Annotated in this window: 13 protein-coding genes and 1 pseudogene; 4 read left to right on the top strand and 10 right to left on the bottom strand. The window is 61.7% G+C overall.

What is annotated here, in order from left to right; all coding sequences use genetic code 11:
* Position 1: 1 nt before the first annotated feature.
* Positions 2-958 carry a GlxA family transcriptional regulator gene (locus tag PSH96_RS11410; RefSeq protein ID WP_305459300.1) on the bottom strand — a complete coding sequence of 319 codons (957 nt, stop codon included), beginning with the start codon at positions 956-958 and terminating at the stop codon, positions 2-4.
* A 106-nt stretch (positions 959-1064) separates the two neighbouring features.
* Between PSH96_RS11410 and PSH96_RS11405 the strand changes: the two are divergent.
* A pseudogene (locus PSH96_RS11405) lies at positions 1065-1601 on the top strand (acyl-CoA thioesterase); the annotation flags it as partial.
* A gap of 47 nt (positions 1602-1648) precedes the next feature.
* Here the strand turns inward: PSH96_RS11405 and PSH96_RS11400 are convergent.
* The 4 genes from PSH96_RS11400 to PSH96_RS11385 form a co-directional block, all read right to left on the bottom strand.
* Positions 1649-2437 (bottom strand): ABC transporter ATP-binding protein, encoded by a 789-nt coding sequence (locus PSH96_RS11400; protein ID WP_305459298.1) that lies wholly within the window; start codon positions 2435-2437, stop codon positions 1649-1651.
* On the bottom strand, positions 2431-3420 hold the full coding sequence (locus PSH96_RS11395) for an ABC transporter permease (protein WP_305459295.1): 990 nt from the start codon (positions 3418-3420) through the stop codon (positions 2431-2433). The genes PSH96_RS11400 and PSH96_RS11395 overlap by 7 nt, the downstream gene beginning before the upstream one ends.
* A complete protein-coding gene (locus tag PSH96_RS11390; RefSeq protein ID WP_305459293.1) occupies positions 3407-4465 on the bottom strand; it encodes an ABC transporter substrate-binding protein in 1059 nt (352 codons plus the stop codon). The genes PSH96_RS11395 and PSH96_RS11390 overlap by 14 nt, the downstream gene beginning before the upstream one ends.
* A gap of 153 nt (positions 4466-4618) precedes the next feature.
* Positions 4619-5950, bottom strand: coding sequence for an LLM class flavin-dependent oxidoreductase (locus PSH96_RS11385; RefSeq protein WP_305459290.1), 1332 nt, complete (start codon positions 5948-5950; stop codon positions 4619-4621).
* Between the two features lie 195 nt (positions 5951-6145).
* Here PSH96_RS11385 and PSH96_RS11380 point away from each other — a divergent pair, with 195 nt between their 5' ends.
* Positions 6146-7090 (top strand): aliphatic sulfonate ABC transporter substrate-binding protein, encoded by a 945-nt coding sequence (locus tag PSH96_RS11380; RefSeq protein ID WP_305459289.1) that lies wholly within the window; start codon positions 6146-6148, stop codon positions 7088-7090.
* A 78-nt stretch (positions 7091-7168) separates the two neighbouring features.
* On the top strand, positions 7169-8092 hold the full coding sequence (gene tal, locus PSH96_RS11375) for a transaldolase (protein WP_305459287.1): 924 nt from the start codon (positions 7169-7171) through the stop codon (positions 8090-8092).
* A 191-nt stretch (positions 8093-8283) separates the two neighbouring features.
* Here tal and PSH96_RS11370 read toward each other — a convergent pair whose 3' ends face one another.
* The 4 genes from PSH96_RS11370 to PSH96_RS11355 all read right to left on the bottom strand — a co-directional run bounded on the left by PSH96_RS11370 (position 8284) and on the right by PSH96_RS11355 (position 11397).
* On the bottom strand, positions 8284-8640 hold the full coding sequence (locus PSH96_RS11370; RefSeq protein ID WP_305459286.1) for a lysozyme inhibitor LprI family protein: 357 nt from the start codon (positions 8638-8640) through the stop codon (positions 8284-8286).
* Between the two features lie 13 nt (positions 8641-8653).
* Complete coding sequence (locus tag PSH96_RS11365) at positions 8654-9838, bottom strand: sugar transporter (RefSeq protein ID WP_305459284.1); 1185 nt, start codon at positions 9836-9838, stop codon at positions 8654-8656.
* A 111-nt stretch (positions 9839-9949) separates the two neighbouring features.
* Positions 9950-10312, bottom strand: a complete 363-nt coding sequence (locus tag PSH96_RS11360; RefSeq protein ID WP_305459281.1) for a type 1 fimbrial protein — start codon at positions 10310-10312, stop codon at positions 9950-9952.
* Between the two features lie 86 nt (positions 10313-10398).
* Complete coding sequence (locus tag PSH96_RS11355) at positions 10399-11397, bottom strand: bile acid:sodium symporter family protein (RefSeq protein WP_056857922.1); 999 nt, start codon at positions 11395-11397, stop codon at positions 10399-10401.
* Between the two features lie 85 nt (positions 11398-11482).
* Between PSH96_RS11355 and PSH96_RS11350 the strand changes: the two genes are divergently transcribed.
* On the top strand, positions 11483-12271 hold the full coding sequence (locus PSH96_RS11350; RefSeq protein WP_305459279.1) for a helix-turn-helix domain-containing protein: 789 nt from the start codon (positions 11483-11485) through the stop codon (positions 12269-12271).
* A 145-nt stretch (positions 12272-12416) separates the two neighbouring features.
* Here PSH96_RS11350 and PSH96_RS11345 read toward each other — a convergent pair whose 3' ends face one another.
* The gene (locus tag PSH96_RS11345; RefSeq protein WP_065930233.1) at positions 12417-13430 is read right to left on the bottom strand and encodes an ABC transporter substrate-binding protein; all 1014 of its coding nucleotides are present in this window, start codon (positions 13428-13430) and stop codon (positions 12417-12419) included.
* Positions 13431-13534 lie beyond the last annotated feature (104 nt).

Below are 13534 nucleotides of genomic sequence, written 5' to 3'. Positions count from 1 at the left end.
TTCAGGCCGTGGCGAGGAATTTCTTGCGATACGCCGCCGGCAGCATCCCCACGCGCTGCTGGAACAGGCGGCGAAACGAATTACTGTCTTCATACCCCACCGCGTAGGTGATGCTTTCGAGGGTCATGCGCGTGGACTCCAGCATCTGCTTGGCCCGCTCCAGGCGCAGGGTCTGCACATATCCCACGGGCGTATAGCCGGTTGCTTCCTTGAAACGCCGCTTGAAATTGCGCACACCAAAGCCAAAGCGCCGCGCCACGTCGTCAATCACCAACGCCTGGGCAAAGTGCTGCTCCAGCCAATGCTGCACCCGCAGAATCTCGCCGTCACCGTGGTTCTTGGGCAACGACCACAGGGCGTACACCGACTGCTCGGTACGCACGCCGTCGATCAGCAGGTATTTGCCACAGGTATGCGCAAGCTCGGGTGAACCGAAGCGGCGGATCAGGTGCAGCATCAGGTCCATGGCCGCGCTGGCACCACCGCTGGTGATCACGCGGTTTTCTTCACACAGGATCTGCGCGTCCTCCAGGGTCACGTCGGGGTAACGGCGCCGGAACAGCTCGGCAAACGCCCAGTGGGTGGTAGCGCGCAAGCCTTGCAACAGGCCGCTTTCGGCCAGCAAAAAAGCTGCGGTGCACATCGATGCCAGCACCGCGCCCTGGGCATATTGCTCGCGCAACCACGGGCCGTAGGCAGGAAAGGTGGGCAACGCCTGCTTGAGGGTAAACAGGAAACCGGGGATCAGGACCAGGTCGGTGCGGCGCACCTGCGCCGCCGCGCACGCCACCTGCATGCACTGCCCGCTCCAAGTGGTGACGGGCTGGCCGTCCAGGGAGACCACCACAACCTCAAAGGGTGGGCTGTCGGCAAACAGATTGGCGGCGCTGAGCATTTCCAGGACCAGGGTGGCGTTGGCGGCAGAACAATCATCGGCCAGGAGCAAGGTAATGTGCATAAAAAACCTGTTTGCGCTTTTCGCATGTAATAAGTCATTTGCGCATCTACCTTAGCCGATTCCGGCTCCGTACAGTGCGGCTTCTGATCAACTGCCTGGCACGTGTATGAATCTCTGGTTTCGATTGCTGTTTATGTTGTTCCGTCGTCCCTGGCGCAAGCCCGTGCAGGCTTTGGACACCACGGTGGTGCGCATGCGCGTGTGGCCGCTTGATCTGGATATCAACCGGCACGTCACCAATGGCCGGTATTTCACCCTGGCAGACGTTGCGCGGATGGATTTTGTGCTGCGTACCGGCGCCTTCCGTGTGGCCCTGCGCAACAAGGCGCTGCCCGTCGTGGGCGACACCTGGGGCAAGTTCCGCCGCGAGCTGAAGCTGTTTGAAGTGTTCGAGGTACACACCCGCATGCTCGGCTGGGACCACAAATGGAGCCTGATGGAGCACCGTTTTGTCAGCCAGGGCCGAGTGGTGGGCGTGGTGGTGATGCGCGGTCTGTTCCGCTGCGCCGAGGGCACCCTGCCCCCGGCCGACTTTGTGCGCGAACTCGGCTTGGCCGAAGCATCACCGCCCATGCCGCAGTGGCTGAGTGACTGGGCAAAAAGTTGTGATGACATGAGCGTGCAGTTGCGGGCCGCGGAGCGCCCCAAGCGGCATTCCCACTCAGAGAGTGGGAACGATCAGACCGACAACTACCAGCTCTCCCCCAACCCCAACAACCCCAGAATCTGCCGGCGTAAATCCACCAGATAGGCATCATCGCGATGCCGAGGGTACGGCCGATCAATGGTCAACTGCGCCTGGATCTTCGCCGGGCGGTCGCTGAACACGATCACGCGGTTGGCCAGCAGCAGGGCTTCTTCCACGTCGTGGGTCACCAGCAGCGCCGTGTAGCCCTGGCGCTGCCACAGGTCGATAAGCTCCTTTTGCATGGTGATGCGCGTCAGCGAGTCCAGCTTGCCCAGGGGTTCATCCAGGATCAGCAGCCGTGGCTGGTTGACCAACGCACGGGCCAATGCCACGCGCTGGGCCATGCCGCCGGAAAGTTGCCGAGGGTAGGCGCGCGCGAAGGCGCTGAGGCCGACTTTCTCCAGGGCTTGATCGACCTTGGCCGAGTGGGTCTTGAGCAAGCCTTGAGCCTCCAGCCCCAGTGCGACGTTGTCCCACACGCGGCGCCACGGGTACAGGGTCGGGTCCTGGAACACCACCACGCGGCTCGGGTCGGGGCCGGTGATGGCGTGCCCGTCGGCCAGCAAACGCCCGGAGTCAGCCGGTTCCAACCCGGCCACCAGGCGCAGCAAAGTGGATTTTCCGCAGCCCGAAGGGCCCAGCAACGCCACACATTCACCGGGCGCCACCTCCAGGGAAACACGCTCCAATACCGGCAAATGCTGGCCGTCCAGTGCAAAGCCATGGCTGAGGTTCTCAATCCGCAGCGCCAGCCCCGACGAGGGTTGAACTGCCTGTGCCAACGCTACCATTTCATCGCTCCTTTCTGCCAGGCCAACAACCGGTCACGCACCAGGAACAACCCGGTGATCAACCCCGAACACGCCAGCGCCATGATCAACAGGGCCGCGTACATATTTGCGTAGGCGGCCCAACCCTGGGCCCACTGCAAGTACCAGCCGATGCCGGATTTAACCCCCATCATTTCCGCCACCACCAAGGTCGAAAACGAGGCACCCAAGCCCATGAACAAGCCGACAAACACGTGGGGCAACGCGGCGGGAATCGCGACTTTGAAAATCAGGAAGCCCGGCCTGGCACCCAAGGTGCGCGCCACGTCGTAATAAGCTTTATCGACACTCGCCACGCCGGACCAGGTCAGCACCGTGACCGGAAACCAGGTGGCCAGCGCGATCAGGAACACACTCGCGCTCCAACTGCTGGGGAACAGGAAAAAACACAGTGGCAGCAACGCTGTCGACGGCACCGGCCCGAGGATGCGCAGCACCGGGTGCAGCCAGTAGCCGATGCGCGTGGACCAGCCGATGGAGACGCCCGCGACAAACCCGGTGGCAGCGCCCAAAGCCACGCCCGAACCCAGCAGCAAGGCCGAATGCAGCAGGCTGTCAGCCAGGCGCGCATAGTCTTCGATATACACCGCGAGCAAGGCCTGGGGCGGCGCAAAAAACGGCACCGGCAGCAGCGCCAGCTTGGCGGTGAGCAGCTCCCAGATACCCAGCAACACGGGCAAGGCAATCAGCCAAGGCCCGGCGTTTTTCAGGCGCTGGCCGAGCCGCGAAAAACGCAGGCCCAGCACGCTCAACACAATGAACAGCGCAGCCACAGCCACGCACACATTGGCCAGCCCTTGGGTCATTGGCCAATTGCGTACGGCATTGGGCCAATAGCTGATCAACAGCGCCACGGCCACCCAGGCAGCCACCACCGTTGCGCCCTGCCAGCCGGCCTTGAATGCCAGGCTTGGGTTCAGGGTGGTTGCATCAACTGAAGACATCAGCGGTGATCTCCTTGGCAAACTCCACCGGGTCGGTGCCCTTGCTGATCACCTCGACGGTTTTCAGGTCCGTCACATAGGTGGTGATTTCCTGCGTCAATGCCGCGCCGACCGCATGGTGACCGTGGGTGTGATCGTGCAGGATCGCCTGCACTTCTTCTGTCGTAGTATTGAGCGCATAGGCCTGGAAGCCCTTGGCGACCTCTTCGGGGTGCTGCACGGAATAATCATGGGCCTCCAGAATCGCCTGGGTCAGCGCCGCGACCACGCGCTTGTCTTCACGTACCAGCTTGCCGGTGACGCCGACCACGCAGCAGCTGAGGTTGGCGTATTCCTCCACCAGGTTGGTGGACAATTCCCGCGCCACGCCGGACTTGATCAGGCGGTACATGAACGGGTCACTGCCGCTGACCGCCTGCACTTCGCCACGCTCCAGCGCGGTGCCCAGCAGGTCGGCCGGGTACAGGCGCCATTCGACGTCGCGCACCGGGTCGACGCCGTGCTTTTTCAGCAGGATCGAGAAGAAATTGCGGTCGGGGCTGGCCATGTCGGTGACGCCGATAGCCTTGCCCTTGAGGTCTTCGAGCTTATTCACGCCACCGTTCGCCGCACTGAGCAAGCGCAAGCAACCGCCGTGGGTGCCGGCCGTGAGCTTGACGTCAAAGCCTTGTTCCAGAGCCTTGAGCCAGCGCAGCGCCATGCCGATGCCGGCGTCCGCCTTGCCGGTGGCGATGGCTTCGAGCAGCACTTCGGTGGAGTTGCCGAAGTTGACCAGTTCCACATCGAGGTTATGTTGGGTGAAGAAGCCCTGCCCGTGGGCGATCACTACCGGCGCCAGGCACACAGCGTTGAGGTTGACCGCCAGTTTGAGCTTACGCGGCGCATCAAGGCGGATGAACTCACCGGTGCCTGCTGGTTCCGCAGGCGTGCCGTGCCCGGCGTGCTCGTCGGCCGTAAAGCCCAGGCTGGGCAGCGCCAGGCCGGCCATGGAAATGCCCGCTATGCCGAGCAAGCGGCGACGGGTCAAGTGATCGAAAGCAGCCATGCGCAATTCCCTTTTTAAATTGATGTACCCAATAAAAAACACCGCCGCCCTAATGTGGGAGCTGGCTTGCCTGCGATAGCGCAGTGTCAGTCAACAACGATGCAAACTGACCCACCGCTATCGCAGGCAAGCCAGCTCCCACATTCAGTGCATTCAGTGTGCGAGATCCGCCAGACCGAGGTGCTCACGCAGCGTCGAACCTTCGTACGCCGTGCGGAACAGGCCCTTGCGCTGCAAGTGCGGAATCACGCTCTCGACAAATTCGGTGAACGAGCCCGGCAAATACCCCGGCGAAATCACAAAGCCGTCGCAACCGCCTTGCTCGAACAGCTCGGCCAATTGGTCGGCGATCTGCGCGCCGGTGCCCACCAGTTGCGGCACGCGCACGCTGCTGGCGAAGATCCGGCCAAGCTGTTCCAGGCTCAGTTCGGGGCCTTGCATCAGCAGTTTTTCGGCGGCCGCCGCGTGGATCAGCGGCGACTGCGCCACCTCCGCCAAGGTGGCCGACAACGGGAACGGCGACAGGTCCACATTCAATTGCGAAGCCAGTGTCACCAACCCCAACTCCGGCCGCGCCAGGGCGTTGTGCTGGTCGCGCTTGGCGCGGGCTTCGGCTTCGCTGCCGCCAATAAATGGCATCACCGCCGTGAGTATTTTGCAGCTGTCGGCGGCGCGGCCTTGTTGCACCACCTGGGCGCGCACGTCATCGCGAAAGGCCCGCATGGCCGCCAAGTGCGGGTGAATGGTAAAAATCGCCTCGGCCCACCGTGCGCCAAAGCGCCGACCCCGCCCAGACGAACCGGCCTGGATCAGCACCGGCCGGCCCTGGGGCGAGCGCGGGATATTCAGCGGGCCTTCGACCCGGAACCACTCGCCCTGGTGTTGCACCGAGGTAATCAATGCCGGGTCGGCGAGCACGCCGCTTTCGCGGTCGAGCTTGAGCGCGTCCTTGCCCCAACTGTTCCAGAGTTTGAGCGCAACCTCGACAAACTCATCGGCGCGGTCATAGCGCAGGTCATGCTCCAGGTGCTTGGCCTTGCCGAACAGGCGCCCTTCGCTGTCATTCATCGAGGTGACGATATTCCACGCCGCGCGGCCCTTGGACAGGTGGTCCAAGGTGGCAAATTCGCGGGCAATGTGCGCCGGTTCGTAATAGGTGGTGGAACGGGTTGCGCCCAGCCCGAGCCTGGTGGTCTGGCCGACCAGGTACGACAGGATCGGCAACGGGTCCAGGCGCGTAGCGTCCTGCGCGCCATAGCGCAAGGCAAACTCCCGGGAGCCGCCCATCTGGTCGCCCACGGCCAGGCGATCGGCGAAGAACAGGAAGTCGAACAGGCCTTCTTCCACGACCTTGGCGATGCGCGTGTAGTACTCGGGGTCGAGGTAATTGCCGACGGTTTCCGGGTGGCGCCACACCGCATGGCTGTGCACCACCGGGCCGCTTAACAGGAAGGCTGACAAATGGATCTGGCGGCGTGTGGTCATAAAGCGTCTTCACGGGAAAGTTCGCTTTTGATTATATTAATCACGCACGATTATGAAAGAATCATATAACTCTATGGTTATGCCCGATTGGTCGGACGCTGCAAAAAGCGCCCTAAGCTCAGATCGAAAGAGTATTTATCGAATGCTTTTCATAACTTTAAGCTTGGCGCTATTTCGCTGAAGAACGAGCGCGCCATGTCTATTCGTCGTCCCCTCGCCGTGGTTATCGGGTTATTGGCTTTCTCCGTCGCGGTAAGTGCCGCGGCCCAGGAAACCGTGCGCATCGGTTACCAGAAATCCTCAACCCTGATCACCTTGCTGAAAACCCAGGGCACCCTGGAAAAAGCCCTCAAGGCCGACAATATTGACGTGAGCTGGCACGAATTCCCCAGCGGACTGCCGCTGCTTGAAGCGCTGAATGTGGGCAACGTGGACATCAGCGCCGACGTGGCCGACACCGTGCCGATCTTCGCCCAGGCGGCGCAGGCCAAACTCACCTACTTCGCCCAGGAAGCGCCCTCGCCATCGGCCCAGGCCATCGTGGTGCGCAAGGACTCGCCGATCCAGCAGTTGGCGGATTTGAAAGGCAAGAAAATCGCCGTGACCAAAGCGGCCGGCACCCACTATCTGTTGATCGCTGCCCTTGCTAAAGCCGGCCTGGCGTTCTCCGATATCGAACCGGCTTATCTGTCGCCCGCCGATGGTCGCGCGGCGTTCGAAAACAACAAGGTGGATGCCTGGGTTACCTGGGAACCCTTCCTCACCAGCGTGCAACGACAATTGCCGACACGCACGCTGGCCGATGGTGCAGGCCTTGCCAGCTACAAGCGCTACTACCTGACCGGCACGCCGTACGCCAAGGCGCACCCCGAGGTCTTGAAGGTGGTGTATGAGCAATTGGAAAAAGCCGGCCAGTGGGTGAAAACCCACCCGCAGGACGCGGCCAAAGTGCTGGGCCCGCTGTGGGGCAACCTGGATGTGGCCACGGTGCAAGCAGCCAATGCGCACCGCAGTTATCAGGTGCAGCCGGTGACGGTGGAGCAGTTGGGTGAGCAGCAGAAGATTGCGGATGCGTTCTTCAAGGCGGGGTTGTTGCCCAAGGCGGTGGACGCCAAGGATGTGGATACCTGGAAGCCTTAAAGCGCCCGGCGCGGTAAACAAGGTGCCCTGGAAGTGGTACAACAGGTGCCCTTGCCTCTTTCCTGGAGACCGCCGCTCATGACGTCCAAGCTCGAACAACTCAAGCAATTCACCACCGTGGTCTGCGACACCGGCGACCTGGAAGCCATCAGCCGCCTGCGCCCGGTGGATGCCACCACCAACCCGTCGCTGCTGCTCAAGGCTGCCGCCATCCCGGAATACGCCGAGCTGCTGCGCAATGCCGTGAGCCTGTCCAAAGGCAATGTGGACCTGGCCTGCGACCACTTTGCGGTGTCGGTGGGCGCGGGCATTCTCAAGGTGATTCCGGGGCGTATTTCCACTGAAGTCGACGCACGCTTGTCGTTCGACGAAGACGCGTTGTGGGCCAAGGCCAACCAGCTGATCGCCCTGTATGACCAGGCCGGTGTCGGCCGCGACCGCGTACTGATCAAGCTGGCCTCCACCTGGGAAGGCATCCGCACCGCCGAGCGCCTGGAAAAAGCCGGCATCCAGACCAACCTTACCCTGTTGTTTTCCTTCGCCCAGGCCCAGGCCTGCGCCGATGCCGGGGTGTTTTTGATCTCGCCGTTCGTGGGCCGCATCTACGACTGGTACCGCAAAAACACCGGCCTGGACTACACCGGTGCCGAAGACCCGGGCGTGCAGTCGGTGACGCGTATCTACAACTACTACAAGGCCAATAAAATCGACACCGTGGTGATGGGCGCCAGCTTCCGCACCTTGAGCCAGATCGAAGAACTGGCCGGTTGCGACCGCCTGACCATCAGCCCTGACCTGCTGCAAAAACTGGCTGACGATAACGGCGTGCTGCAACGCAAATTGGCGCCGGGCGCAGAAGGCGAAGCGCGCCAGCCATTGACCGAAGTTCAGTTCCGTTGGGCGTCGAATGAAGATGCGATGGCCACCGAGAAACTCGCCGAAGGCATTCGCCAGTTTGCGCGGGATCAGGAGAAGTTGGAGGCGGTGCTGGCTGCGTTGTAAGGGTCTAAAACCGCATGCGGTCAAATGTGGGAGCTGGCTTGTCGAATCGTCGCACCGCTGCGATGCAGGCTCCTCGGTGTGTCAGGTACACCGAGTTGAGGCTATCGCAGGCAAGCCAGCTCCCACAGAAAAGCCTGCTCGCCACAACAAGCCCGCTCCCGCAGGTTGCTTTTTTGCCTAGGATTGCTGGCTCAAAACGGCCCTTTCGTCATCACCCGCTCATCAATGAACGCGCGCAACATGCCGATCCGCTGCGTATAAGCAGTGCTCAGGCAACTGAATTTCGCCCCGCAGGCATGCCGCCGCTTGAGCCACTCGGCCTGCCCGTCCATCAACGAACCGCGCCCGCCCATGGCCATGAAGTGCTTGTTCAGGTCGTAGAGCAACGCCATGGTGACGTCCTGGTCGTTGAGGCTGACGTTTTTGCAGATGGTAATTTCGTCAGGTGCCCGAGCCTTGGCGCAGTCGAAACTGGCGGCAACGCTCGAAGGGCTGAGCAACAGCGCAGACACACTGGCAAGCATCGCGAAAACAGCAGGTTTGATCATCAATCGTTACTCCTCAGTTACGCACCACACCCGTCCCAAACTTGCGAATCGCCAGGCAATACCCGATCAACGCCACTGCCGCCAACGCCCCGCCCGCCACGCCGATCCAGGCGAAACCGAAGTGGCTGCCGACCCAGCTGCCCATCAGGGCGCCGCCGCCGATGCCGATGTTGTAGATGCCGGAGAACATTGCCATGGCCACGTCGGTGGCGTCCGGTGCCAGCACCAGCACCTTCGATTGCATCGCCAGGCCGAAGCCCATGATGGCCATGCCCCAGAAAATGCTCAGTACCACCAGGTACGACTCGGCGCCGCTCAAGGGCAGCATCAGGGTCAAGCAGGCCGCGAGCAGGAACACCGCGCTGACCACGAAAATATGCGGATTGAAACGGTGCACCAGGCTGAACAGCAGCGAGCCGATGATACCGGCGCCGCCGAACACCAGCAAAATCAGGGTCACGGCGCTACCGCCCAAACCGGCCACGCCTTCGACGAAGGGTTCGATGTAGCTGTAGGCGGTGAATTGCGCGGTGACGGTCATGGCAGTGAGCACGTAAAGCGCCACCAGTGCCGGGCGTTTGAACAGCAACGGCAGGCTGCGCAGCGAGCCGGAGTTCTGGCTCGGCAGCGGCGGCAGGGTGCGCGCCAGCCAGAACACCAGGGCGGCAGCGAACGCGGCGATCACCAGGAAGGTGGTGCGCCAGCCCATGGCTTCGCCGAGCAGGCGGCCCAGGGGAATGCCCAACACCATCGCAAGGGATGTGCCGGTGGCCAATAACCCAAGGGCTTGCACCTGCTTGCCTTCCGGCGCCAGGCGCACGGCCAGGGACGCGGTAATCGACCAGAACAGCGCGTGGGACAACGCGATGCCGATGCGACTGACCATCAGCAGGCCGAAACTGTTGGCGACGCTGGAGAGGATATGGCTGGCGATAAACAGGCCGAACAGCACGATCAGCAACTTGCGCCGCTCGACGTTACGCGTCAGCAGCATCACCGGCAGCGAGGTCAACGAGACGATCCAGGCATAGATGGTGAGCATCAGGCCGACGCTGGCGATGGGCATGTCGAAGCTCGCACCGATGGCGCTGAGCAGCCCCACGGGCACGAATTCGGTGGTATTGAACACAAAGGCGGCCAGCGCCAAGGCGATGACCGGTTGCCAATTGGCTTGGGGGGTGGCGGCTGAAATGCTCATTGGCGGGCGAGATACTCTGGCGATGATTCAACGGCTGCGCAGAACAGCGCCGCCGCCGAGCATTCTATAGGTTTCTTGGCCCGCTGTTGACGCGGATCGTCGCCCGACGGCTTAGGGCGAGGTCATGGTAATCACGTAGTTGCCCGACTGGATCGGCTTGCCGGCGGCGTCCACCAGCAGGTAACGCTGGTTGTAATAACGCCCGTCGCCGCTGTCTGCCACCAGCTTTACATGGGCGGCGTTGACGCTGGCCACTGGCGCCATATTGCGCACCTCCAAGCGACTGCCGCGATTGGAACTGGCACACCCGGTCAGCTCCATCACCGCGCCACTGCGCGCATTTGTCGCACAGCCAGGTTCGACGATGGCGCCGCGAAACTGAATGGTGCCCTGCCCTATGGTCTGCGCGGCACCACAGGCGCCCGCCCATAGGCAAAGCAGGCCGGTAAACAGCGAAATACCTTTAACGTTCATGCCGACACTCCTTATTGGGCTCTCAATAAGGAAGTCGTCCGCTCGGGCGTTAACTTGAGGTCAATCGCGCCAAGGTGTGCGCTGGATCACGGATCGACCTGACCCATCATCTCGGGGATGCTTTCCGGGCGCCTGGCATAGCGCTGCGCCAACGCCGCACAGACCATCAACTGGATCTGGTGAAACAGCATCAACGGCAAAATCAGCACGCCCATGGTCGCCCCGGCGAACAGCACCTGGGCCATCGGTACGCCGGTGGCCAGGCTTTTCTTCGAGCCACAAAACAGGATGGTAATGCGGTCTTCCTGGCTGAAGCCAAACGCCTTGCCCAGCACGGTGGACGCCACCAGCACCAAGGCCAGCAACACGCAGCAGGCGACGACCAGACCGCCCAGCTCCCACAGCGGGATCTGGTGCCAGATGCCTTCGTTGACCGCTTCGCTGAACGCGCCATACACCACCAGCAGAATCGAGCCCTGGTCGACGAACTTCAGCCAGGACTTGTTACGCCCCACCCACTCGCCAATCCAGCGGCGGGCGATTTGGCCCGCCACAAAGGGCAGCAACAGTTGCACGCTGATTTTCAGGATGGCGTCGACCGTGGAGCCGCCATCGCCATGCACGTTAAGCAGCAAAGTCACCAGCAACGGCGTGAGGAAGATGCCGAACAGGCTGGAAGCCGCCGCGCTGCAGATGGCTGCCGGGATGTTGCCGCGCGCCAGCGAGGTGAAGGCAATCGCCGATTGCACCGTGGCCGGCAGCGCACACAGATACAGCATGCCCATGTACAGGTCATTGCCGATCAGCGGCGACAGCAGCGGCTTGAGCGCCAGGCCCAGCAACGGGAACAGCACAAAGGTCAGGCTGAACACCAGCAAATGCAGGCGCCAGTGCCCGGCACCGGCGACGATGGCCTGGCGTGACAGCTTGGCGCCGTGCAGGAAAAACAGCAGCGCGATGGCCAGGTTAGTCACCCAGCCGAAGGCCACGGCGGTCTGGCCGCTGGCGGGCAGCAGTGACGCAAGGATCACCGTGGCGATCAGGGTCAGGGTGAAGTTGTCGGGTAGAAAACGCGGGCGGGTCATAAGCAAATCTTCCAGGGGTTGCCAAGAGCATCGCTGCGACTCTAACGTAACGGCTAGTTACCGACTAACGCCAATGAGCCAGTAAATGCCGCCTAAAGGACATGAGAAGACGGTTCGACGCAGTGTGCCCGGGCTTTCCAGCCTGCCACGCCCGGTGTATGGGCGCACCGAATCGCTGCCCAACCGCGCGCTGACCCGCCGGCACAGCCACCCGTGGGTGCAGCTGTCGTATGCGATTTCGGGTGTGCTGGAGATCCAGACCAGTGTCGGCCGTTTCGTCGCCCCGCCCCAGCGTGCCGTGTGGATTCCGGCGGGCGTGCCGCACCGGGTGTTCAGCTCACCGCACACGGAAATGCGCAGCCTGTACCTCGATTGCAGCGTCACCGCCTGGGCGGCCGAGCGTTGCCAGGTGCTGGAGGTGAGTAGTTTGTTGCGCGAGTTGATCCGCAGTTTCAGCGAGTTGCCGGTGGAATATGCCGTAGACGGGCCGGACGGGCGACTGGCCCAGGTGGTGCTCGACCAGCTTGCGGCCGCCCCCCAAGTGGATTTGATGCTGCCGTTGCCCCATGACCCACGGCTGCGGCAGATTTACCGCAGCCTGAACCTGCACCCGGAGCAGCAGACCACCCTGGGTGACTGGAGCCAGAAGCTTGGGGTCAGTGAAAAGACCCTGAGCCGGTTGTTTTTGAGGGATACCGGGCTGACCTTTCGCGCCTGGCGTCAGCGCCTGCGCTTGCTGAGCGCCCTGCCCGCGCTGGAGCAAGGCGAGCGGGTGACGGATGTGGCGCTGGGGTGTGGGTATGAGTCGACGTCGGCGTTTATCAATGCGTTTCGGCAGCAGTTTGAGTCTACACCGGGCGAATTCTTCCGCTGACATAACATGAGTAGGAGATCCAATTGTGGGAGCGGGCTTGCTCGCGAATACGGTGAACCAGCCAATGAATCTGTCGACTGACACACCGCATTCGCGAGCAAGCCCGCTCCCACACTTTGACTGTATTTCAATTCAAAAAAGGCGCTTAGCTGCCATCACCACCATGGGCCTCTTCAAAGAAGTAATCCTTCCAGCTCGCCGCCTTGTTCTTCAACACGCCCAATTCCTGCAACTTCTGCGCATAGATAAACGTACGCTGCGGCACGATGGTGAAGTCAATTTCCGGATCCTGAACAATTTTCTCCACCAGATCCAACGGCAGTTTGGATTCCTCTACGCGAATATACGTCTTGGCGGCCGCAGGCTTGTCAGCCTTGATGATCTTCTCGGCCTCCGCCAGCGCGTCATAAAACGCCTTGTAGGTCTTGGGGTTGTCATCGTGAAATTTCTGCGTGGTGTAGAGCACGTTGAACGACGCCTGCCCGCCAAGAATGTCGTAGGAACTGAGCACCTTATGCACGTTGGGGTTCAACAATTCCTGATACTGAAACGGCGGGCTGGAGAAGTGTGAGTTGATCTCCGAACCACCGGCAATCAATGCCGCCGTGGCATCCGGATGGGCCAGGCTGATGGAGATGTCGTCGAACTTCTTGAAATTGGCATCGCCGAACAGCTTGGCGGTCTCGATCTGCAAGGTCCGCGACTGGAAACCCACGCCGGCGGCCGGCACAGCGATGCGGTCTTTCTCGGTGAAGTCCTGCAGGGTCTTCACGTTGGGGTTATTGGTCAGCAGGTAATTGGGCATCGACCCCAGCGAGGCGATGGCCTTGACGTTCTGCTTGCCCTTGGTGCGGTCCCACAGCGTGAGCATCGGCGGCACACCGGCCGAGACCACATCCAGGGCACCCGCCAGCAGCGATTCATTCATGGCGGTGGCGCCGGAAATGCTGTTCCATTCCACCTGGATATCCAGGCCCTGCTCCTTGCCGTGCTTTTCGATCAGGTGCTGGTCGCGCACCACGTCGAGGATCAGGTAGCCGATACCGAATTGCTGGGCAATGCTGATCTTGCCTTCGGCCTGGGCGCCGGGGCTGAGCAAGGCACTCGCGGCCGCCAGGGACGCGGCCAACAGGGTCAGGGAGGAACGCTTGAAAGTCATGGGAATCTGCCGCGTTTTCGAGAAGGTGATAGAGCCTAGCGACGAATTTTAAGACTGGAAAAGAATATCGGGATCTATTGTTATGCTAATCATCCCCAAAATGC

The sequence above is a fragment of the Pseudomonas sp. FP2338 genome, assembly GCF_030687515.1.
Lineage (GTDB): Bacteria > Pseudomonadota > Gammaproteobacteria > Pseudomonadales > Pseudomonadaceae > Aquipseudomonas > Aquipseudomonas salomonii.
The sequence above is the reverse complement of the archived record's forward strand: the minus strand, read 5'-3'. Positions and strand labels throughout refer to the sequence as shown.